Annotated in this window: 17 protein-coding genes; 6 read left to right on the top strand and 11 right to left on the bottom strand. The window is 40.1% G+C overall.

Annotation, left to right across the window (positions count from 1 at the left end; genetic code table 11):
* Positions 1-68: 68 nt before the first annotated feature.
* Together CWB62_RS12265 and CWB62_RS12270 are read right to left on the bottom strand one after the other, a co-directional pair.
* Complete coding sequence (locus CWB62_RS12265; protein WP_138527571.1) at positions 69-761, bottom strand: START domain-containing protein; 693 nt, start codon at positions 759-761, stop codon at positions 69-71.
* Positions 761-2,284, bottom strand: coding sequence for a CYTH and CHAD domain-containing protein (locus tag CWB62_RS12270; RefSeq protein WP_138527555.1), 1,524 nt, complete (start codon positions 2,282-2,284; stop codon positions 761-763). The genes CWB62_RS12265 and CWB62_RS12270 overlap by 1 nt, the downstream gene beginning before the upstream one ends.
* Positions 2,285-2,498: 214 nt before the next feature.
* Between CWB62_RS12270 and CWB62_RS12275 the strand changes: the two genes are divergently transcribed.
* Positions 2,499-3,107 (top strand): TIGR04211 family SH3 domain-containing protein, encoded by a 609-nt coding sequence (locus CWB62_RS12275; RefSeq protein ID WP_058404978.1) that lies wholly within the window; start codon positions 2,499-2,501, stop codon positions 3,105-3,107.
* A gap of 120 nt (positions 3,108-3,227) precedes the next feature.
* On the opposite strand, the gene CWB62_RS12280 is transcribed toward CWB62_RS12275, so the two are convergent.
* The 3 genes from CWB62_RS12280 to CWB62_RS12290 form a co-directional block, all read right to left on the bottom strand.
* On the bottom strand, positions 3,228-4,292 hold the full coding sequence (locus CWB62_RS12280) for a DUF21 domain-containing protein (RefSeq protein ID WP_058404977.1): 1,065 nt from the start codon (positions 4,290-4,292) through the stop codon (positions 3,228-3,230).
* Positions 4,293-4,313: 21 nt separating this feature from the next.
* Positions 4,314-5,666: a magnesium transporter gene (locus tag CWB62_RS12285; protein ID WP_138527554.1), complete on the bottom strand. Its 1,353-nt coding sequence runs from the start codon at positions 5,664-5,666 to the stop codon at positions 4,314-4,316.
* Between the two features lie 258 nt (positions 5,667-5,924).
* Positions 5,925-6,407 carry a winged helix-turn-helix transcriptional regulator gene (locus tag CWB62_RS12290; RefSeq protein ID WP_058404975.1) on the bottom strand — a complete coding sequence of 161 codons (483 nt, stop codon included), beginning with the start codon at positions 6,405-6,407 and terminating at the stop codon, positions 5,925-5,927.
* Positions 6,408-6,575: 168 nt separating this feature from the next.
* Between CWB62_RS12290 and putA the strand changes: the two genes are divergently transcribed.
* Together putA and CWB62_RS12300 are read left to right on the top strand one after the other, a co-directional pair.
* A complete protein-coding gene (putA, locus tag CWB62_RS12295; RefSeq protein ID WP_138527553.1) occupies positions 6,576-10,379 on the top strand; it encodes a bifunctional proline dehydrogenase/L-glutamate gamma-semialdehyde dehydrogenase PutA in 3,804 nt (1,267 codons plus the stop codon).
* Positions 10,380-10,497: 118 nt separating this feature from the next.
* The gene (locus CWB62_RS12300) at positions 10,498-11,691 is read left to right on the top strand and encodes a cyclic di-GMP phosphodiesterase (protein WP_058404973.1); all 1,194 of its coding nucleotides are present in this window, start codon (positions 10,498-10,500) and stop codon (positions 11,689-11,691) included.
* A 47-nt stretch (positions 11,692-11,738) separates the two neighbouring features.
* Here the strand turns inward: CWB62_RS12300 and CWB62_RS12305 are convergent, their stop codons facing one another.
* The 6 genes from CWB62_RS12305 to CWB62_RS12330 form a co-directional block, all read right to left on the bottom strand.
* Positions 11,739-12,761, bottom strand: a complete 1,023-nt coding sequence (locus CWB62_RS12305) for a general secretion pathway protein GspB (protein WP_138527552.1) — start codon at positions 12,759-12,761, stop codon at positions 11,739-11,741.
* Positions 12,762-12,772: 11 nt separating this feature from the next.
* The gene (locus CWB62_RS12310) at positions 12,773-13,690 is read right to left on the bottom strand and encodes an ExeA family protein (RefSeq protein WP_058404971.1); all 918 of its coding nucleotides are present in this window, start codon (positions 13,688-13,690) and stop codon (positions 12,773-12,775) included.
* Positions 13,691-13,864: 174 nt separating this feature from the next.
* Positions 13,865-14,380 (bottom strand): Lcl C-terminal domain-containing protein, encoded by a 516-nt coding sequence (locus CWB62_RS12315; protein WP_138527551.1) that lies wholly within the window; start codon positions 14,378-14,380, stop codon positions 13,865-13,867.
* Between the two features lie 9 nt (positions 14,381-14,389).
* The gene (locus CWB62_RS12320; RefSeq protein ID WP_138527550.1) at positions 14,390-16,045 is read right to left on the bottom strand and encodes an Lcl C-terminal domain-containing protein; all 1,656 of its coding nucleotides are present in this window, start codon (positions 16,043-16,045) and stop codon (positions 14,390-14,392) included.
* 65 nt (positions 16,046-16,110) lie between these two features.
* Positions 16,111-16,443 carry a hypothetical protein gene (locus tag CWB62_RS12325; RefSeq protein WP_010556974.1) on the bottom strand — a complete coding sequence of 111 codons (333 nt, stop codon included), beginning with the start codon at positions 16,441-16,443 and terminating at the stop codon, positions 16,111-16,113.
* Between the two features lie 22 nt (positions 16,444-16,465).
* Entirely contained in the window at positions 16,466-17,173 is a 708-nt protein-coding gene (locus tag CWB62_RS12330; protein WP_138527549.1) for a DUF2982 domain-containing protein, read from the bottom strand.
* A 247-nt stretch (positions 17,174-17,420) separates the two neighbouring features.
* Here CWB62_RS12330 and CWB62_RS12335 point away from each other — a divergent pair, with 247 nt between their 5' ends.
* The 3 genes from CWB62_RS12335 (at position 17,421) to msrA (ending at position 22,191) form a co-directional block, all read left to right on the top strand.
* Entirely contained in the window at positions 17,421-18,473 is a 1,053-nt protein-coding gene (locus CWB62_RS12335) for an efflux RND transporter periplasmic adaptor subunit (protein ID WP_058404968.1), read from the top strand.
* Positions 18,474-18,476: 3 nt separating this feature from the next.
* Positions 18,477-21,575, top strand: coding sequence for an efflux RND transporter permease subunit (locus CWB62_RS12340; protein ID WP_138527548.1), 3,099 nt, complete (start codon positions 18,477-18,479; stop codon positions 21,573-21,575).
* Positions 21,576-21,654: 79 nt separating this feature from the next.
* On the top strand, positions 21,655-22,191 hold the full coding sequence (gene msrA / locus CWB62_RS12345; RefSeq protein WP_138527547.1) for a peptide-methionine (S)-S-oxide reductase MsrA: 537 nt from the start codon (positions 21,655-21,657) through the stop codon (positions 22,189-22,191).
* Positions 22,192-22,218 lie beyond the last annotated feature (27 nt).

The following is a 22,218-nucleotide window of genomic DNA, read 5'->3' on the forward strand; positions in this document are numbered from 1 at the left end:
GAGCAATCACCTATAAATGGCTTAACTGAGTCATTTATAGGTGTAATCCCTTGCTGTTTTGTAATGACTTATTTAGCTGTCATTTCGCGTAAATTACAAGCGCCAGCTTTAATAACCGGTTCGCGTGCGGTGTAGCTTTTAGTTTCTAGCATTGTCCGTAAATTCACCAGCGTTTTAAAGGTACTTTTAAGTCCCACCTTATTGTATAGCCAGGTTGGAATATTTCCTCCAGGTAAGGCGTAAACCTGATATTCAATATTTAAATCTTCGTCTTTTTGTGTCAGTAACCAATGTGCATTAAGCGTTTTAATTCTTACTACACGCTTAGTTAATGGCAATTCTTCTGGACGCGATTCAATAGAAAGCTTAGTTTGCTGCGGAGATAATCTTGAATAACACGAATAGGTAACAGCATCTCGGTTTGCAACAGGCCAAGGAGAGTCGATATAGCTATAAACGAGGTTTTCTGAAGGGCTAAGTGCTTTAATTAAACGTACTTTAGACGTGTTTTCAAGCCAACTTGACGCAATACGCGTATCACTTAATAAATCTAAGAAGTCATTTGCTGTTACATCTTCAATATTAAGCTGACCTTTTACAACAAACGTATCATCAGAAAATTGCTGATACTCAATGCTTACTCCTTGCTCGTTTTTGTATAATAGCCAACGAGGCTCAGAGTAAACGTTAAAGCTTAACAAAATAATTAGGAAGCAAATGCACTTTTGCATTGGGATTAAATTGCAAAAGTGCTTGATCATCATTTTTGCCAATAAGGCGCTATGTCAAACGAAGCAAGCCGACTTTGCTCCATTGCACTGACTAAGTATTCCGATTTTTGCTCTAACCAAGATTGAATTTTGGCTAGTTGCTCATCTTCTTGGCCAGCACATAATTGCTTTAAATACTCAAGGGTACTGAGTTCATAAACACCATGCGAAATATCTAACCACGGCAATCTAAACTCAAGACGCTCTTCTTTATCGAACATCGATCCTAAGCAATTACCGCTTAGCAAACTGTTTTCAAGCTGCATTCGTAAATTAAGGTAGTCAGCTACGCCTAGCGTTTGCTCTTTTGGCAATAACTGGTGCAGGTTTTTCCAGTCTTTATTAAACAATCTTTCAGCAATTGAAGACACTGGATTTTCTGCAGCTTGGAGCTCTACCTGCCCCCAATCTTTTCGCCATTGCTTGTCAATCAACCACGTTGTTAACGAGAGCAACAAACGATTATACCGGGCACTATGAAACAGCGCATTAATGTCATCAATACTTGGCTGCAGCTCTTTTAAGTCGTTAATAACTTGCGCCAAAGCGGGCGCTGCATTTATTTTTTTATAAAAGGCATGACGTTTAGACGTATAAGTTTTTAACTGAATTGCATTTTCTACCCATGCTAACTCGCTCAAAAGCCACTTAAGCTCGGTGCGTAATTGTTCGGTGCTGTCTTTAGAGACTATATCGTCAAACAACCAAAAGGTATGACGAATTAAACTAATACCGTCAGTCACCCTTTTTAAGGTTTTTAAACTCGGTTTATCGAAGTAACACTGCTCATGCTTTTGCACAAACCGAATACCAAAGTTCATTGCTTCTTTTAAAGCGTTTTCTTGGGTTGCAGAGCGAGGAAGCTTAACAAATCCAATCGACTTACTAGGCTTAAGTGGATTATCGTCGGCTAAACGATAGCCACGCGCTGCTTTTGAATACAAACCAAGTCGAATACAGTTTTGGCTAACTAAAATATCGGCCAAAGCAAACAGTTCATTGCGGCTGCCTTCGATTAATTCTATTTCCAGCTCGCTGATCATCTCAACTTGCCCAGAAGCAGCAATCTCGCCCTTATCAAGCACGACCTCTATTTTTGCACCGCCTTGCGTTTCAATTAACCACGTACGGCGAATAAAATTAGTACTAAAAATAGGAAATAAATTTTGTGAAATCGCATCTACCTGCATTCCATGAGGCCAAATGTCAGCACTAAACGCCATCAAGTTTGGGCGGCTGGAATCAATAGGTAAGTTATATTCTGGGCGCTGATGAAGGCCACCTACCACTTCGCCAGCAAGCTTAATAGTTTGTTCGCACTGATTGTCATAACAACGGGTTCTAAAACCAATATCAAGGGCTCTTAATTCACGGCTAGGCGTATCGTAATAAGCATTTTGCAAACTACGTGAAGGCTTATTAATAACCGTTTTTGCAAATTGAGTAATTAATGAGGGGATCAGTGGGACAACGGCATCTGATACCAAAAATTTCAGTTCTATCTCAGTATCCATTCGGTTTGCGGATTACCTTTAAAATAAATAAGTGGTCAAAATAAACAAAGCGCTCTAACAATGCAAATTTTTTAGCTTTTTTGAGTGGTTTAATCATGGCAGGGTTACAATATCAGCCTTGCTTTTAAAAGGCTAAATCCCTACTATCTTGCTTTATATGTGAATTAAAAAACCATGTTCATAACGGACTCAGTAAGAACAACAAGGTAGATAAATGCTAAAATATTGTTTATTCGGGCTACTTTTAACAGCCACTACGTTTATAAGCTACGCACAAGATGAAGCAACAACAGCGAGTTCATCAGATGCAAATACCGCTTATATCATCGACAATTTATATACATTTATGCGTTCAGGGGCGAGTAAAAATTATCGACTACTAGGCTCTGTAGACGCAGGAACAAAAATAACCGTACTGTCTGGCGAAGAAAACGGCTTTATTAAAATAAAGGACGACAAAGACCGCGAAGGTTGGATTGAAACTAAATTTATTTCTACTACGCCTGGGTTACATCAACAATACCAAACCTTAAGCAGCGAAATGAGCACCATGCAGGAAAATTTACGCCTTGCTCAAATAGAACTACCGCAGCTACAAAAGCAAAATCAAACCTTAACCGATCAAAACCTGCAATTATCAGCGCAAATTACAAGCCTGCAAACAACACTCGCGCAAGAGCGCACGCAAAAAGAAGCCGCTAGTTCAAAAGAAAAACGACAACTACTTACCTACGGCGGTGCGATTGCATTTTTAGGGTTATTTTTGGGAATTATTTTAACCATTGTTTTGTCGCGCCGTAAGCGTTACGAAGGTTGGGCATAAATTAATTGAATGAATGTTGTTCAATAAAAAAGCCGCTATTAGCGGCTTTTTTATTCGCATATCAAATATTGAGCCATGCATATATAGCACTGGCTTAACTATAAAAAATAGATTAACTTACTATTTTGCCAGCGGCTGTACTTCTTTATTTTCGTTCATCTCTAACTTTGGCGCATTCATTCCCTTTAATAAACGACCGAATATATCAGCACCAGTAATAATGCGCTTCTCATCACCCCATACCAACACAACGTCGTGATCAATAGCACCATCAAACGATTTATCGAGCGAATGATTTGCGCGTATTTTTAAAATAACTTCACTTAAACGCAGTGTTTCATCCGTTACAATAATAGGTCTGTGGCAAAAATGGTAAGGGTCAAAAGTATCTGGCTCAAATAATGCTGCTCGTAAAAAACCATCGGCATCAACCACTAATAACGGCCACCCATCGTTGTTAGTCAAAATTACCCAGTTATAGCCCGATTTGTGTAATTTACGTAAAAAGTCATTATCGGCTGATAATGTCAGTTCAGGAAAAATAGGTAAATCAAGTTTAGTAGGTAAAGAGATTATAGAATCTGGATCAATTATTTCCCCTTCTTTAGTTACACTGATTTCGTCTAAGCTAAAAAAGTTAAGTGCACCAATACCTTCAACATGTTGCACATCAGCTTCTTCCGCCTCAATGTGTTTTCGTATTATTCCTCTAAGCTCGCTTTCAGCAAAATAGGTAATACCTTCTTTGCCCAGCCATGCATCAAGTACCAAGGCCGTTGGTTTAGCAACAACATAAAACAAAACTTGATAAAACTTTATTAATGGTGAAAGCATACTCGCCATTTTTAATGCATTACGAGAAAAATAAGCTTGAGGTGTTATCTCACCGATTATCGTAATCGCAATCGTTGAGAATAAAAACGAGCTAGCGCCCATTAACACAGAATCAGAGAGCAACGTGAGTAAAACGTTAATACCCACGTTACCCCACAAAATGGTTGCTAGTAAAAAGTTAGAGTCGTTACGAAGTGCCATAACCTTAATTGCCGCTTCGTTTCTTTTTGAACTTTCCATTTCAAGCTGTAATCGGCTTAACGAAAAGAACGCCAAATTCAAGCCCGAAAATATTGCCGATTGCGAAATACACAGAGCAATAGCACACCAAATCATGACATCAAACGTCATTTTATTTTCCTATTAAAAAGTTTATAGCAGCAACAAACTGCCTAAACCTAAAAAGGTCACAAACCCAACAATGTCGGTAACCGTTGTTAAAATAACAGAGCCAGATAACGCTGGATCTATTTTCATTTTGTCTAAAATCGATGGTATTACAACGCCCGCGAGCGAGGCCGCTACTAAGTTTAATAAAATAGCGACTGTAATCGTTACACTTAACATCAAATCGTTAAACCATAAGTAGGTGAGTAAACCAATTACAAATGCCCACACTAAACCGTTAACAGCCCCGACTCTTAGTTCTTTTTTAAGTAACGCATTGCGGTTTGAATCAGTCACCTGCCCCAAAGCCAAACCACGCACGATAACGGTTAATGTTTGGCTACCCGCAATTCCTCCCATTGAGGCTACAACCGGCATAAGTACAGCTAAAGCAACCACTTGTTCTATAGTAGCGCCAAATAAACCAATAAACCACGATGCTAAAAATGCCGTTGCCAAGTTTATACCTAGCCAAATACCACGGTTTTTAGCACTTTTTCGTACACTGGCAAATAAATCTTCGTCTTCTCGTAAACCACCGGCCTTTGCGGTAGCTTCATCGGTTATTTCTTGGCGAAGTTCGTAAGCAGAGGCAATTGTTAATCGCCCTAATAATTTATTATCTGAATTTACAACCGGCATAGCCATTTGCTCAGAGTGAATTACGACTTCAGCAGCTTCATATAAATCATCGTCTGCATGCAACGATGAAAAATCATGATTTGCTAGTGTCATTAAATTATCGTTATTGTGTGCTTTAATAACATCGTTAATGGCCACTTCACCAATTAAACTGCCTTTTCGGGTCACTAAATAAATAACTTCGCTGTATTGCGGTACACCTTTGAATAAAAGCTTTTTTGCACCACCAGCTGTTAACTTGTCTGACACTTTTAAAATATCAAAACCTAGCCAGTGACCGAGTTGTTCTGGTGGGTATTGCTGTGCTAGCTCGTACTGCTTGGTTTGCGCTTCATCTAATTGCTTTTTTGCATAGTCGACAAACCGCTCTGGTATAACTTCTTCTAACTCGAGTAGCTCTTCTACATTTACTTCATCAAGTAATTTAAATGCATCACTGTCATCAAGTGTTTGCAGTAACCATAAACAACTATCAGGGCTTAAATTTACAAAAATTTCATGCTGTGTATCTTCGTCAAGTAATTGCCAAATTTCGAGCCGCTGCTCTTTGGGTATTGCTTCAAACAATAACGATAGATGCTCTGTAGAAAGTGTGCTTTGTGCGTCGATCAACAGTTTATTCTTACGTTCTGTGGTGTCGCATTGCAGTAAGTCGTTTATGAGTTGTGGGAGTTGATCTACCGGATACTCAATCATTAAAAAAACCTTAAAATTAAAAAGCACATTATTGACAGTTTACCTTCTCAATTAAAAATTGCAGAAAAAACGGTATTTTATTAAAGATGTGCATGCTATTTTTCGCATTGTATGGGCAAAACAAAGGCAGTACTAATTATTTCTTTATAAATTAAAAATATGAAATTAAGGTATTAGAAAACAATAAGGGAAGGAAGCTGGGCAACTATGAATACTAAAGCATACAAGCATTATTATGTATGCTTTAAATGTGTGGGATTAAATTTCGATTAATAACCCTTTATCTTTTTTTACTTTTTCAATAACCATATAAGTATGATGTGTGCCTACACCGGGGATATCAACTAAGTCTCCCAACACTTGCCTGTACTCTTCCATGTTAGATACACGTATTTTTAATAAGTAGTCGTAACCGCCTGCAACCATGTCACATTCTACAACTTGTTCCATTCTTAATATGTGTTCTTTAAATACTTTAAATACAGCAGTATTTGAAGTGACCAACGACACTTGAACATGAGCCACTAAGCTTTGGTTTAACTTAGCTTCGCTTAATTTAGCATAATAACCCTCAATATAGCCTTCTTGCTCTAATCGCTTTACGCGATCAAGGCATGGGCTTGGGCTTAAATTAACTTGTTTTGCTAAGTTAACGTTAGAAATTCTGCCGTTTTTTTGCAAAACGTCTAAAATTGCTAAATCAATGCGATCTAGCATGCGTAATCTATTTGGATTTGTCATACAGAATTTTATGCGGATAAGTTAAATTTATGCCCTGTAAATTATCGTAAATCGACAAATTTAACCAGCATATTCTGCTGAATTTTATTTAGAATGCACTCTCAATATCACTGGTATTTTATTGGTAATTAAATTTACTTTAAATCTTAACACTGCTAAGGGTTGCTTATGTTATTCAACGGCGATTTAACAACTGACTGTCCTATAAGACAAAAAATCCGTGACTTTTACCGCATAGACGAAAATGCGGTTATCGATCATATTTTACCGCTTGCAGAAGTAGGCGTTAAAGCACGAAGCCGTGCCTGGGAAAGAGCCCGCCAGATTGTTTTAAACATCCGTAAAGAACAAGATGGTCAAGGCGGTGTAGATGCGCTACTCAATGAGTTTTCGCTTTCAAGTGAAGAAGGCGTAGTGTTAATGTGTTTAGCCGAAGCGCTGCTTCGTGTACCAGACAAAGAAACCCAAGAAGCCCTTATTCGCGACAAGTTAGCAAAAGGTGATTGGAGCTCTCATTTAGGCAGTAGCGACTCTTTATTTGTAAATGCATCATCTTGGGGCTTATTAGTAACCGGTAAAATGGTTAACTACACAGATAAAACCAAAGACCAACAGTTTGGTATGCTTAAAAAGACCATTGGTCGTTTAGGTGAGCCAGTTATTCGCAAGTCTGTAAACTTTGCAATGAAAATTATGGGCAAGCAATTCGTTATGGGTCGTACCATAAACGAAGCAATTGAACGTGCTGCCGACACAGAGCAAAAAGGCTATGTATATTCTTACGATATGCTTGGTGAAGGCGCGCGTACAAGTAAAGATGCTAAACGCTACTTTGACAGCTACATGAATGCCATCCACTCAATTGGTAAAGCGGCAAATGGCCGTGGTCCGATTAAAAGCCCGGGTATCTCTGTAAAGCTTTCTGCTATTCATCCGCGTTATGAGTTCACTCATAAAGATCGAGTAATGGCAGAAATTGTACCTAAGCTAAAAGAGCTTGCTCTAGCTGCAAAACAGTATGATATTGGTTTTACGGTAGATGCTGAAGAAGCTGACCGTTTAGATATTTCACTGGATATTATCGAAGCCGTATTTAGCGATAAAGAGTTGGATGGCTGGCAAGGGTTTGGCTTAGCTGTTCAAGCGTATCAAAAACGTGCGATTTTTGTTATCGAATGGCTAACAGAGCTTGCTACGCGTGTAGGTCGTAAACTAATGGTGCGCTTAGTTAAAGGCGCTTATTGGGATACTGAAATTAAAACTACACAGCAAGATGGTTTAGATCACTATCCTGTATTTACCCGCAAAGCCACAACAGACGTATCATACAAAGCCTGTGCAATTAAAATGCTAGAAGTACGTGATGTGCTATACCCACAATTTGCAACGCACAATGCATACACTGCAGCAACTATTTTAGAAGTGGCTAAAGGCGATAACACAGGGTTTGAATTCCAACGTTTACATGGTATGGGTGAGTCGCTATTTGACCAAATTGTAACTGAAGAAAAAATTCAATGTCGCGTGTATGCCCCGGTTGGCCAACACGAAGACCTACTAGCGTATCTTGTTAGACGTTTGCTAGAAAATGGTGCAAATTCGTCGTTTGTAAATGCCATAGTTGATACCTCTAAACCGGTAGAAACATTGCTGCCAGATCCGGTAGAAACGCTGCAAGGACTTCGTAACAAATACAATACGCAAATTAAAATGCCAATTGATTTATACGGCGAAGAACGCGCCAACTCTAAAGGCATGGACTTAACCGATATAAACGTTATTACCCCGTTTAAAGAAAACCTAGACAACTGGTTTAACGAACATCGAATAGATCAAAGCCAAGTCCCTGATGGATCACTTGCTGTTAAAAATCCAGCAAACCATAAAGAAATCATCGGCCATGTAAAACTACAAAGTGGCGATGAAATGAAAACACTACTTGCTAATGCAGAAGCAGCGTTTGAATCATGGTCGCAAACCCCTGTAAAAGACCGCGCTAATTTATTACGCCGCATTGCTGATATTTTAGAACGTCATCACGACGAACTCGTTGCTATTTGTATCAAAGAAGCGGGTAAAGTAGCGCAAGATGGCATAGATGAAGTACGTGAAGCAGTCGACTTTTGTCGTTACTACGCTGCACGAGCCGAAGAGCTTTCAGAAGATGAGCGCTTTGAAGCACGGGGTGTAATTCTGTGTATTAGCCCATGGAATTTCCCACTCGCTATATTTTTAGGCCAAGTGGCTGCTGCCATTGTGACAGGTAACACTGTTATTGCAAAACCGGCAGAGCAAACAAGCTTAATTGCACTGCGTACCATTGAACTAATGCTATCTGTGGGTTTACCTGAGCACGTTGTACAGCCTGTTATTGCACGCGGTAGTGAAGTGGGTAAAACAATTGTTCCTGATGAACGTATTCAAGCAGTTATGTTTACAGGTTCAACTGAAACCGGCACATTAATTTCTCAAACGCTTGCAGCACGAAACGATATACAAGTGCCATTAATCGCCGAAACAGGTGGCCAAAACTGTATGATTGTTGACTCAACAGCACTGCCTGAACAGGTCGTTGATGATGTTATAAGTTCTGGTTTCCAAAGCGCTGGTCAACGCTGTTCAGCTCTACGTGTATTGTTTATTCAAGAAGACGTGGCCGACGGCATCATTGAAATGCTTAAAGGTGCTTTGGCTGAATTACATATTGGTGATCCGTCATTGTTATCTACCGATGTAGGGCCTGTAATCGATGAAAAAGCACTTAAAAACTTAACTGAACATGTTGAGTATTTAAAAGGCAATGCAACACTTCATTATGAATGTAAGATTCCGGACAACAGTGAAAATGGTGCGTACTTCTTTGCTCCTCGTTTATACGAAATAAAAGATCTTTCTGTACTTAAGCGCGAAGTATTTGGCCCATGTGTTCATATTGTTCGGTTTAAAGCGAATCAACTTGATGACGTAATCGATCAGATAAACAATACAGGCTACGGCTTAACAATGGGTGTCCATTCACGTATTGAAGAGCGTTGCGAGTACCTTGCTAAAATGTCTCGTGCTGGCAATGTATACGTAAACCGCAATATGATTGGCGCAATTGTTGGTGTGCAACCATTTGGTGGCCGAGGTTTATCTGGCACGGGCCCTAAAGCCGGTGGTCCAAACTACCTACAGCGTTTGGTGAAAGAAAAAGCATCACCAGAAAACGTGCAAATGACGAACCTAACGCCTGATGAGCTTGATTTACACCACTACAGCGGTGCAAATGCCCAAGTAGAAAAGCTAATGGCTAACTCAATGCGCGATGAAAAAATTTGGCGAGCAACCCCGCTTAATGACCGTGTATCTGCTGTTCGCCAGCTTCTTGCCAAAATTGCTACGGTAGAGATTATTGATGACTTAGCTGACGATTTAGCATTAACGCTAGCCGATGCGCGTGCGCAGCTAAACCGCCTTGAGAAGCACATGCGTAAATTTACAACGCTGCCTGGGCCAACGGGTGAGTCTAATACTCTTCATTTAGAAGCACGCGGCTGTGTTGTTTGTTATGCCGATAAGAGCACGTCTTTTAACTTTTGGGCGTTATCTATCATTACTGCCTTGGCCGCGGGTAATACAGTAATTACAGTTGCCTCTGAAATGTTTTACGAAGAAGCCGAAGCATTCAGAGAGAAGTTTATTGCTACAGGTGTTGCCGAAGGGGTATTCCAAGTAGCTAAACCTAATCAGTTACAAGCGATTTTGGGGCATCCTCATTTAGCCGGCGCAGTTGTTGCAGCGCGTTCGTCTCGTTTAGGTTACTTCAGCCAACAACTTGCGCAGCGTAAAGGCGCTATATTACCGGTGATCAGTTCTGAGTATTACGACACATTAATCAAACGTCTTATCACTGAAAAAACAATTAGTGTAGATACAACGGCATCGGGTGGAAATACATCATTGATGACGTTAGTTGAAGATGATGATTAATTGAGCTAATACTAATTACTTAATAAATATATAAAAGGCACTGTTAAGTGCCTTTTTTCTATTTAAAACGCGTAAAGTTTGTTACATTTAATACAGATTTATTAGTTAAGCAGTGAAATTGAAAAAGCTCCCAGTTTCTAAATTACTCCCTGGAATGTTTGTGCAAAGCGTTACAAAACAAACGGGCAGAGTAAAAATTAAAAGCCAAGGTTGGGTAAAAACCCAAACCAGTATTGATAAGCTAATTAAAGCGGGGATTTTAGAAATTGAAATCGACCCAGACAAAACACTGACCCAAGAAGTCCCTAAAAAAGAACCAATCAAAGCTCCTTCTGCAAAAATAGAACGCGACCCCTGGCAAAAAACGCATAGCGCAGCACAAGAAATGAATAAAGCTAAAAAGCTTTATGACGAAGCTAAAACACTGCAAGTAAAAGCATTTAAAGATATAAAGTCAGGCTTGAATATCGATATAGCCCCATTTAGAGAGCTTGCTAGTGGGTTTATGGATTCAGTTTTTAGAAACCAAGATGCCCTAGCCTGCCTGACGCAAATGCGCCAAAAAGATGCCTACTTGCTAGAGCATTCTATAAACGTATCTATTTTAATGGGTATTTTTGCAAAACACCTTAATATTGAAAAAGACATTATTGTAGAGCTTACTACCGGTGCGCTACTGCATGATATTGGTAAAATAAAAACGCCAGATGAAGTCCTCAATAAACCTGGGCGTTTAACCGAAGCAGAATTTGAAATAATGAAGCAGCATGCGGTTTACTCAAAACAAATTTTAGAAGAGTCAGGTTTAACGGGTATTGCAGTAGATATTGCGGGTATGCACCATGAACGTATAGACGGTACTGGTTACCCTTTTGGTAAAAAAGGAAATGAAATAAGCCAGTATGTTCGCATGGCCTCTATTGTTGATGTATATGACGCCCTTACTGCAGAGCGAGTTTATAAATCGGGCATGGAACCCATCAAGGCATTTAAAATATTAAAAGATGGCTGCCCAGATAGCTTTGACGGCGCTTTACTAACTAAGTTTATTCAGTGTATTGGAATTCACCCAGTGGGCACATTAGTAAAGCTTTCAAGCCAAAAAGTTGGGCTTGTGACAGAAAGTAATCCAGCGATGCCATTAAAGCCGATTGTTAAAACGTTTTATAGTGCAAAACACAGCCGTTACACCGAAGTGCTTGATATTGATTTATCAAACAAAAAAATTGTGGACTCACTCGAATCAACCGTAAAGGCCGGCGATTTCAATATTGATTTAGAGCGCTTTTACAAAAACTCTGTATTACCTTAAATTGTCAGTATAAGCCCAGTATTACTCACTGAGCTTATACTTGTTTGTTACTCCGGCCAGTCTTGCAGGGCTTTTAAGCTAAACTCGTAACCGTCAAAATCAATCACGCTTTGCTCTGGTGTAATTTCTTTAACCATTAATGCACCTATGCTATCACCTTCGTGAAGCTCTCGCCCATTTAGCTTTATCCAGCGTTTATCTGCACTTGATGAATAAATATGTGCTTGGTATTTAATACTTGGTAGCATTGCTTGAAGGCCGTCTGGTAACAATTCGATAGGCTCTACCCGAGATGACGATTTTGAGGCTTGAGTTACCTCATAATCTTGGTTTTTATCGACATCTTGCACTGCCTGCGCAAACGCATTTTTAAGTGTAGTTGGCACAGCATCAAGCTCAGGATCGCTTTTAGGTTCAGCTCGCGCTGCACCACTAATTGGCTTACCCAACACTTTATACTTACTCATATCAATACTTGTCGAAGACGTATTTTGAGTTTGCTTAACATTGCCTTGGTTATACGTAAACTGTGGGGGTGGATTCGGTTGACCTTGGTTTAGCTGATTATAATTTTGCGTATTTAAAAGCTGAGGCTGATTATAAACTTGTTGAATGCCGTTAGCTGCACCTGTTGATGGCATCGGAATATACTGCCCCGTAGGCGTTAATAGCATTTGCTGAATACCCGTGGGTGTTTGCACGTGCACTAATTGCCCTTCAATAGTTGCGGTGTTGCTTGGTAGCTGTTCAGGTTTAGGCTTTTCATTCACTTTAGCTTGTTGAGTGACGGGTAATGCTTCTGTTTCTAATTGGGTCGTTACTTGTTCATTACTTTGACTGCTAACTACATTAGAGGGTTCAACAGAGCCTGATGATTGCATCCACTTACCAAAAGTAAATCCGGCTGTTATCGTAACAAAGGCTGCTAAGCTGCCTCCCAAAATAAAAGCGATACGGCGGTAACGAGCCAGTGCTTGTTGCTGTTTTAACTGCTCTGACTGTAAATCGTACTGCTCGGCACTCATATCAGCTTGTTGAGATTGCTTTAATGCATCTAGTAAATAAGACATAAATCACCTAACTATAAAATAAAAGAAAGCCCAATACCTGAGGCAAATAGAGCGCAAAAGGCAAAGCAATAGATTAAAATGGATGACGATTTTTCAGGCTTATTCGTTGTCGCAACAAAGTCGGTAGGTAATGACTCTTGTGCAGATTGTTTTACTATATCGGCATTTACAACGAGTTGCTGCTTAGAGAACGTTCCCACTAAAGCACGTTCACATACTAAATTCATTAACCGTGGTACACCGCCTGTCATTTTATGAACCATCTGCATTGCGTCCATTGAAAATAAACCTTTGTCACACCCCGCAATGTGTAACCGGTGCTTGATATACGCGACTGTTTGGCCTTGTGTTAAAGGTAATAAGTGATAACGTGCTGTGATCCTCTGAGCAAGCTGTCTCAATTCATTACGCTTTAGTAAATCTTGAAGTTCAGGCTGACCCACTAGCACGATTTGCAACAGTTTTTTATGGTCGGTTTCTATATTAGTTAATAAACGAAGTTGCTCTAGCACATTGGGGGCAAGTAGCTGCGCCTCGTCAATAATTAAAATAGTATGGCCACCCGCTTTGTTATTACTCTCTAAATGCTTTTTTATTATGTCTGTTAAACTTTTAAGTGTCGCATTTTGTGCGTCATAACTAATCTTCAATTCATCACAAATACTAGCTAACAGCTCTAGTTCTGATAGCGCAGGATTATGAATCATCGCTACTTGTGTATTTTCAGGTAATTGCTCTAGCATGCTGCGGGTGATTGTTGTTTTCCCGGTGCCTACTTCACCCGTCAGTAATACAAAACCACCATCTTCTCCCAATCCATAGGTTAAGTGTGCTAAGGCTTCTTTATGGCGCTCGCTTAAAAATAAATAATGAGGGTTAGGCGAAATCGAAAAAGGTTTTTCGTTAAGGCCAAAATAGCTTAAATACACCGCGATGTTCCTTCGAAATTAAATCACCGTCTATAATGGCAAAAAAACGCGCACAGTAACATCGTTGTGAGCGCTTTATTGTTGAAATAAAGTAAATTTATGTAAAAACAAAAAAAGCGCAGATTCGGAATTTACTTCCAATAACGGCGCTTTTTAATCAAACTTATTTAGTATTTATTTTTCGTAGCGAACGAGGCGCAAATAAACATCACTGGTTTTAGGGCGTAAACTATTTAGCCCACTGTCAAACTGATAAACCCAGGCCGAACTCTTACTACTAACACCCGATGTGCTAGACCAATAGTTTTGAGATTTAGTGCCTAAAAAAACAACCTCATTTATACTTGGCTCTGTACAACTGTGCTCTAGAATACTGGCTAGCTCTTTAATATTAGGCACCTGCCAATCATCATAGTTTGCAGTTGTATCGTTAGTCGCTCCTCGTAAAGCTTCCTGCCACGTCACTGCAGGTGTGGATCCTTCACACTGAAGTGTTTCTGTATTATAGGTTTGAGAATAACTACAACGCTGCCACATTAAGCCGGTTTCAGTGTCAGATACTGTCCCATCGGTATTAACAGTAAACCTATCAGTTGGGGTTGTTGTGTCGGCACCGCCGTAACATGTTTGCGCCGCCACATTAAAACTAAAGCCAAAAACTATAAACGTATTTAATAATTTTAATTTCATAACACTCTCCTATCGGCTTCTGACTAAACGAACATACGCGTTGTTCTCTTTTGGATAGGCAAGATCATTACCGTTACTCATATCAATAATATAAGCCTGCGATAAACTGGTGCCATCCGCAGCAGTTTGAGATGTCCAATAAGGTAAATTAACATTATCAATAGCACCCGCTTCTGGCATATTTGGGAAAAAAGCCGTGTCAATTAATACGCTTTGCCCTTGCTTACCATAATCAATTAAACCAAGAAGCTCTGTATAAGTAGGGACTCGCCAATTTGTTCCCCCACAAAAATCGATGGCATTAACTGCATTTACATAGGTTTGTAGGCCACAACTTGTGTCGTTAGGGCATGTTGTATTTGCTGTACTATCTGCATCGGTAGTTGTGTCGCCAATGTCCCAATAATAGCTGTTTTGCGCATCCCGTAACGTTGTATTTGGTAAAGTACCAGAGGAAGGGGATTTAACTTCCCAAACAAGCCCAGTTACATTGTCACGAATACAGCTAAATACTTCACTGGAGTCATCAACCTCGTCGGCAAACTGATTAAGCTTGGTATAATCAAATGCGAGATTCCCTATGCCTGCTTTATCTATGCGGTTAGCAAAGCTGTCACGACCGAGTTCTGCATCCTGCTCAGGAAAATCATCACTGTCGCAATTTATACGCTGCGTATTGTTGTAGCATTCTCCCATACCACTGTCGTTTATCAGGCCAAGCGCTTTTGGCGTTATATCAATAAACACCGTATCGGTATCGGTGCGTCCTTTCGAATCGGTAACGGTTACTTCAAAGCTAAGCGTAGTGTTGGTGTCTACATCGGAGGCAAAAAAGGTAGATACACACTGTTGGCTATCGCTCAGTGTTTCGGCATTCCCGGTTAATTGTTGCCAATCGCACTGATATGTATCCGAGACTGTTTCGCTATTGCTTGCGTCTAGTGTTACCTGGTCAAATTCTTCAACATTTTGATCATCCCCTGCATTTGCGGCAACTAATTCATTGGTTTTATTAAGGCTCATTGTGAATTGAGTACTGGCTTCACCACCCTCATCGTCAGTAACTGTTAAGCGCCAAAGTAATGTTGTGTTTGCTTCTAACAAAGGATGAGTAAAGCTTAATGTCGAATCATCAAAGCCAGAAATATCTAAGTCAGGGCCTGATATAAGTTCCCAAAAATAGCCATTTACTATTCCATTTTCATCAGGATCACTTGAGTCTAGAGCACTTAATATAATGGTATCTTGGTATACAGAAGGAAGCGTAGCTGGCGCTGTTTGGGTTATTACAGCTAGAGGCAGTTGATTGTTAGAACTAACCGAAATTAAAACGTCGTCACTTACTGCGCTATTGCCAGTGCTTTGATAACTGACCCTTAATACAATTTCGCTATCTGCTTTTACATCAGGTGCAGTCAGTGTTTGCTCAGCGCCTTCAAGTGGAAAACCATCTATACTTGGTCCGCTAACTTGTTGCCAAGTAAAAGTTCCATCCGCTGGAGAGCCTTGTGCAGTGATTGTAAAATCAATTTTTTCAATAACTTGTATATCTGAACCCGCATTCACTGAGGCTTCAATATTTGTGGTGCTGTCACTACCGCCACCACCGCCGCAGGCCGTGATAAAAATGCAGGAAAAAAGAGGGATTAACGCTAACGCTTTCATTCGTAGCACCTTGTGTCAAATAATTACTATAACGCAATCGTAAGCAATAAAGGTGCCACTAAGCTTTACATATAAGCATCTTGATGAATACGAACAAACAATTTAGTGCCAATTTTACTGTAATCAACTTTATATTCACGCCCATCTAACGACTGAATAAAAAGTAACTGCTTTTCTTCACCAAATACTTCGGCACTACTTATATATACCATTTCTAGGTAACGGTCTTTTGCATCGCGTCTATTTTTTGGTAACTCTTCTTTAAAGGGCTCTAAGCCGTTTTGAGTTACTTTAATTCGTGGGTGTATGTCAGAGTTAACAACCACTAAATCAAGTTTTTTGTCTTTATGTATTATGGTATTTCGACCACTTTTTAAAAAGGCTCTTTCTTGGCTCATTGTCTTTTCCTACAACCGCAGTTTAATCTTTAAGCTGCGACGCTATAAACTGATGTGGCTCGCGCTTCCATTTATTTAAATTAGCGCTAAAAGCCCAAATATCGGTGTCTAGTACACTGGCAGGTAGTAATAAATCATACCCCGTTAGCAACTTAAGGTGCTTGGTTCTGTTTGCAAACATAGCTATTAAACCATTATAGCTAATTCCGCGCGCAGATCGATGCTGTGTATCTTCTACTAACCATTCTGATGGGCAATTGCCATTTTTGCAATGATTTTGAACAACCTGCATAAAAAAATGTCGTTGTTCTATAAGTAATTTACCCGCAATTCTAGGGGTTATACTCATTAAAAACTCATCAATATCATTTAGTTTTAGCCCAACCGCGTTTAGCTCTAAATGCTTTAAGCCTTTTTCTACTTTTGGAACACCGCAAGAATGAAAGTTTTTATGAGATAGGCACCAACGGCCATATTTATGCCTATACTCTATAGCAGATTCGCTCAAAATTAAGCTGTAATAAGGTTCTTGAGTTTTTAAAAAACCCACAAAAATAGCCCCAAGGCAGGCACTGACTAAAAAAATTTCAACAATGCTAATAGTGCCTGATCTTAGTAAATTAAATGCCATAATAAAGACTAAACCAATAGCGCCCACAATGAGGATTTCAATTCCATTTCGTGAACCTTGCGCACGGTATTTAATGCGTTTTTTAGTGTGTTTATCCATACTGATAAAAAACCATATAAAATATAAACACAATAATAGCCCATAAAATTACTTTTCTGGCTGTCATGCAGGCCTTACAAGATGTTTTAAAATTCATATATTTATCGCTTTAATTAAACAAAAACCGGTACACACCTTTAATATTACTTACTTTTACGCCTAACGCACAAAATTATGAGACACATAACAGACTTTATCCGGTCTTATTTCGTACAATACTTATAATTAATTTTCAGGTATGAAAACGATGTACTCTAGACAATCAGGTAAAGCTCTTTTTCCATTCATTATTACACTACTTTTAATATTTAGTGTTTACTTATATTTACCCTCAAGCCATGGCGAACAGGCTAATTTCTCTAACATGTCTACACAGGTTTCTGCACATACAGTAACTTCGCAAGAAAACGCTGTAATGATAGAAGCAATTGGTAGCGCACGCGCAAATCAAGCTATTTACATTAAAAGCGCACAAAACGACTATGTTACCGACATATTTTTTAAAGATGGTGATTTAGTGAGTAAGGGCCAAAAACTTGTGCAATTGCAAAGCAGACAAGAAGAGTTAGCCGTTGAAGAACTCAGCATTAATTTACAAGAAGAAAAGCGTCAGCTTAACCGCCTTACAGAACTTTCACGTACACAGTCTACAGCTAAATCGTTGCTCGAAGAGCAATTATCTGTCGTAGACGCGACCAAGTCACAATTAGAAAGTGCTAAAACAACGTTAAGCGAAATGACCATTCGTGCACCTTTTTCTGGCTTATTAGGAAAACGCGAAATATCTACAGGCGCTTATGTTAATAATGCAACCATACTCACCACCCTTGATGATATTAGTATTATAAAAGTAGACTTTAAAGTCCCTGAAAAATATTTAGCGCAACTGGCCATTGGCATGAAAGTATTAACGCAAAATGACGCTTACCCTGGCCAAACATTTACAGGCAAAGTCACTCATATTAGCTCACGTATTGACGCCGTTACACGCAGCATTGAAGTAACCGCTAGTTTTGCCAACAAATCTGGCTTATTACGTCCAGGCATGCTGCTAAATACCGCACTTGAGTTAAGTACAAGCCAAGCACTTATGGTGCCAGAAAAGGCCGTTATACCACTGCAAGATAAACACTACGTGTTTAAAATTACAGATGGCGTAGCAAATAAAATAGAAGTACACGTTGCAAGCAGAAATAACGGTTGGGTAGCTATTGATGAGGGCTTAACTGATGGCCAGCAAATTATTACTGAAGGGCTGATTAAAATTCGCTCGGGCAGTAAAGTTAGCGTTAAGGGGTAATACGTGAAAATTACCGACACTAGCGTTAAACGCCCCGTTTTTGCGATTGTAATTAACTTATTGCTACTAACCTTTGGTTTAGTGGCATTTAGCATGTTACCACTTCGCGAATACCCCGATATAGAGACACCGATTGTAAATATTAGCACCACATATACCGGGGCATCAGCGGAGATAATCGAAACTAAAATAACCCAAGTTATCGAAAACCGTATATCGGGTATTGAAGGTATTAAAAGCATTAATTCGTCGAGCCGTAATGGCCGCTCAAACATTACTATTGAGTTTAATATAAGTCGCGATATAGATGCAGCATCTAACGATGTACGTGAACGTGTTGCACGTGCACTCGACAGCTTACCTGAACAAGTTCGTCCGCCTGAGGTATCTAAGTCGAACAGTGATGAAAGCCCTATTGCATGGTTTGTACTTAATAGCGAAACCATGGACTCGTTACAGCTTTCTGATTATGCACAGCGTTTTATTGTTGATCGCTTAGCAGTTGTAGATGGGGTCTCTAATGTTCGAATTGGCGGAGAGCGCCAATACGCGATGAAAATTTGGCTCAACCGCCAAGCAATGGCTGCACGCGGAATTACCTCAAGCGATATAGAAAACACCCTGCGTACAGAAAATGTTGAGTTACCTGCCGGTGAAATTGAATCAATTGATCGCGACTTTACGGTACGCACAGCTCGAAGCTACAAAGATCAGCGCGACTTTAAAAATTTAGTTATTAAACGTGGCGAAGATGGCTATTTAGTTCGCCTTGGCGAAGTAGCCGACGTTCAACTAGAGGCCGCCGACGACGAAAGTTTATTCCGTGGTAACGGCCGCAACATGATTGGCTTGGGTATTGTAAAACAAGCCAAGGCAAATACTTTAACCGTGGTAGATAACGCACGTAGTGAGCTTGAAAAAATCAAACGTAACCTACCAGAAGGCACAACAATTCAAGACAGTTACGACTCGTCTGTATTCATTAAAGAGTCGATTAGCGAAGTATACAGTACGCTTGCCATTTCTATGGGCTTAGTTGTTTTAGTTATATTTTTGTTTTTAGGCAATATTCGTGCAACGCTTATTCCTGCTGTTACCGTACCCGTAGCCTTGGTAGGTAGCTTTATGTTTTTGCTCGCTATGGGGTATTCAATCAACTTATTAACCCTACTTGCGTTAGTACTTGCCATTGGCTTGGTTGTTGATGACGCCATAGTAATGCTTGAAAACATTCACCGCCGCATAGAGCTTGGCGAGCCACCATTACTGGCAGCGTACAGAGGCGCACGAGAAGTAGGCTTTGCAATTGTTGCAACAACATTGGTGCTTATTTCGGTGTTTGTTCCTTTAGTATTTATGGATGGCCGAATAGGCGCGTTATTCACCGAATTTGCGATGGCTGTCAGCGCCGCTGTATTTTTCTCAAGTGTTACCGCGCTTACGCTTGCACCTGCATTGTGTTCAAAAGTTCTAAAAAGTGCCGACAAACCTAATAAATTTAGCCAATGGATGGACCGCCAGTTTACTAAATTAGAGCGCAGTTACCGTAATTCACTTTCAACCAACATGACAAAAAAGTGGGGCTTGTTAGTCAGCTTAGTATTAGCGGGTTTTGTGAGTTATTCATTATTACTGCAAGTACCTTCAGAGCTAACACCTAAAGAAGATCGCGGCACCTTTTTTATTATGATGAGCGGGCCTGAAGGAGCTAGCTACGAAAATAATGCCGCCAATATGGCAAAAATTGAAGAACGCCTTATGCCTTACTCTGAGTCTGGCGAGCTAAGCCGCGTGCTTGTTCGTGTTCCAGGCTGGGGCGGAAGCGGCGGTGTTGCTATTGTTGGTATGGCTGATTGGGATAAACGCAAGCGCTCTACGTGGGAAGTGATGGATGAAATTAGCGGTAAAATGCGCGAAGTCACCGATGTACGTGCGTTTGCAATTATGCGCCGAGGCATTGGCGGCGGCGGTTCATCTCGCCCTATTGAATTTGTTCTGCAAGGTAATGATTATGCTCAACTTGCCGATTGGCGTGACCGCATTATTAAACGTGCTGAACAAAACCCGGGCCTTGTCAGAATCGATCACGATTACAAAGAAACATTCCCACAGTTTTTAGTTAGCATCGATAAAAATAAAGCAGCAGATTTAGGGGTGTCTGTGTCTGATGTTGGCCGTACACTCGAAACCATGCTGGGTCAGCGTCGTGTAACAACCTTTATAGATAGAGGTGAAGAATACGATGTGATTTTGAAAGGTACAAAAGAAGACTTTAACAACCCAACCGATATTTCAAACATATACCTTAAATCACGCAGTGGCGAGCTGGTTCCGCTAGATAGCCTAATAAGCTTAAAAGAAGAGGCTACAGCCTCGCGTTTAAACCGATACAACCGTATGCGTTCAATAACATTGAGCGCAAACTTAGCCGATGGTTACACACTTGAACAAGCACTTAACTTTTTAAATGAAGTAGCCGCGCAAGAAAACGACATTGATGGTGCCGTTGACTACAAAGGGGAATCTCAGCTTTATTACGAAGGCGCATCAGCAATGACCTACGTATTTGTTTTAGCGCTAACAGTCACCTTTTTGGTACTGGCTGCGCAATTTGAAAGCTTTATGCACCCATTTGTAATTATGCTTACAGTACCGCTTGGTTTAATGGGCGCGATGTTTGGCCTTTGGTCTACCGGACTGACGCTTAATATTTACAGCCAAATAGGTATTGTTATGCTCATAGGATTAAGTGCTAAAAACGGGATACTCATTGTTGAATTTACCAACCAATTACGCGACAAAGGTGTAGAATTTAGCGAAGCAATATTACAAGCGGCTACACAACGTTTACGTCCAATAATAATGACATCGTTAACTACGGTTATGAGCTCAGTGCCATTAGTATTAGCATCAGGCCCTGGTGCTGAAAGCCGCATGGTAATTGGTGTTGTGGTATTCACCGGGGTTATTGTTTCAACGCTACTTACCTTATTTGTTGTACCAGCAGCGTATTATGCGCTTGCACGCAACACACAGTCACCTGAGTATTTACAACAAAAACTTAATAAGCAAGCAGCCGAAAAACCGCTTGAAGAGATCTAAGCAAGCTAACGCGTCGTAACCTTGTTACGACGCTAGGCTTTATGTTTTGCGTGACCTTTGTCTAATATTAGGAATAATTATGAGTTCAACAACGCAAGTAGCAACCTTTGGTGGTGGCTGTTTTTGGTGTATTGACGCAGCATTTAGGCGTGTAAATGGCGTGTCGAATGTAAGCTCGGGTTATACCGGTGGCAATACTGACGATCCAACATACAAATCAGTATGCAGTGGTACAACGGGCCATGCCGAAGTAGTAAAAGTTGAATTTGATAGCACCATTGTAAGCTTTGAAACCTTGCTTGCGATGTTTTTTACTTTGCATGATGCTACGCAGTTAAATCGCCAAGGTAACGATATTGGCACACAATACCGAAGTGTTGTGTATTACCATAATAACGAACAGCTTGCGCTTACTAACACTATGATCGAACAGTTACAAACTCATGTTAGTGAACCAATTGTAACCGAAGTAAGCCCGGTAACAACTTACTATCCTGCTGAGCACTATCATCAAGATTACTACAACGAAAACCCACAACAGGGTTATTGCAGTATGTTAATCGCGCCAAAATTACATAAATTTGAAACCGTATTTAAAGAGTTTTTAGCTGAATAAAAATACAAAAAAGCCCGGCAAAACCGG

The organism is Pseudoalteromonas sp. S408 (genome assembly GCF_005886645.1).
Taxonomy (GTDB): Bacteria; Pseudomonadota; Gammaproteobacteria; order Enterobacterales; family Alteromonadaceae; genus Pseudoalteromonas.

Bases quoted from the DNA above. Each gene is read 5' to 3' on its own strand.
- CWB62_RS12265 (WP_138527571.1), bottom strand. From the start codon at position 761: ATGATCAAGCACTTTTGCAATTTAATCCCAATGCAAAAGTGCATTTGC.
- CWB62_RS12270 (WP_138527555.1), bottom strand. From the start codon at position 2,284: ATGGATACTGAGATAGAACTGAAATTTTTGGTATCAGATGCCGTTGTC.
- CWB62_RS12275 (WP_058404978.1), top strand. From the start codon at position 2,499: ATGCTAAAATATTGTTTATTCGGGCTACTTTTAACAGCCACTACGTTT.
- CWB62_RS12280 (WP_058404977.1), bottom strand. From the start codon at position 4,292: ATGACGTTTGATGTCATGATTTGGTGTGCTATTGCTCTGTGTATTTCG.
- CWB62_RS12285 (WP_138527554.1), bottom strand. From the start codon at position 5,666: ATGATTGAGTATCCGGTAGATCAACTCCCACAACTCATAAACGACTTA.
- CWB62_RS12290 (WP_058404975.1), bottom strand. From the start codon at position 6,407: ATGACAAATCCAAATAGATTACGCATGCTAGATCGCATTGATTTAGCA.
- putA (WP_138527553.1), top strand. From the start codon at position 6,576: ATGTTATTCAACGGCGATTTAACAACTGACTGTCCTATAAGACAAAAA.
- CWB62_RS12305 (WP_138527552.1), bottom strand. From the start codon at position 12,761: ATGTCTTATTTACTAGATGCATTAAAGCAATCTCAACAAGCTGATATG.
- CWB62_RS12315 (WP_138527551.1), bottom strand. From the start codon at position 14,380: ATGAAATTAAAATTATTAAATACGTTTATAGTTTTTGGCTTTAGTTTT.
- CWB62_RS12320 (WP_138527550.1), bottom strand. From the start codon at position 16,045: ATGAAAGCGTTAGCGTTAATCCCTCTTTTTTCCTGCATTTTTATCACG.
- CWB62_RS12325 (WP_010556974.1), bottom strand. From the start codon at position 16,443: ATGAGCCAAGAAAGAGCCTTTTTAAAAAGTGGTCGAAATACCATAATA.
- CWB62_RS12330 (WP_138527549.1), bottom strand. From the start codon at position 17,173: ATGGATAAACACACTAAAAAACGCATTAAATACCGTGCGCAAGGTTCA.
- CWB62_RS12335 (WP_058404968.1), top strand. From the start codon at position 17,421: ATGTACTCTAGACAATCAGGTAAAGCTCTTTTTCCATTCATTATTACA.
- msrA (WP_138527547.1), top strand. From the start codon at position 21,655: ATGAGTTCAACAACGCAAGTAGCAACCTTTGGTGGTGGCTGTTTTTGG.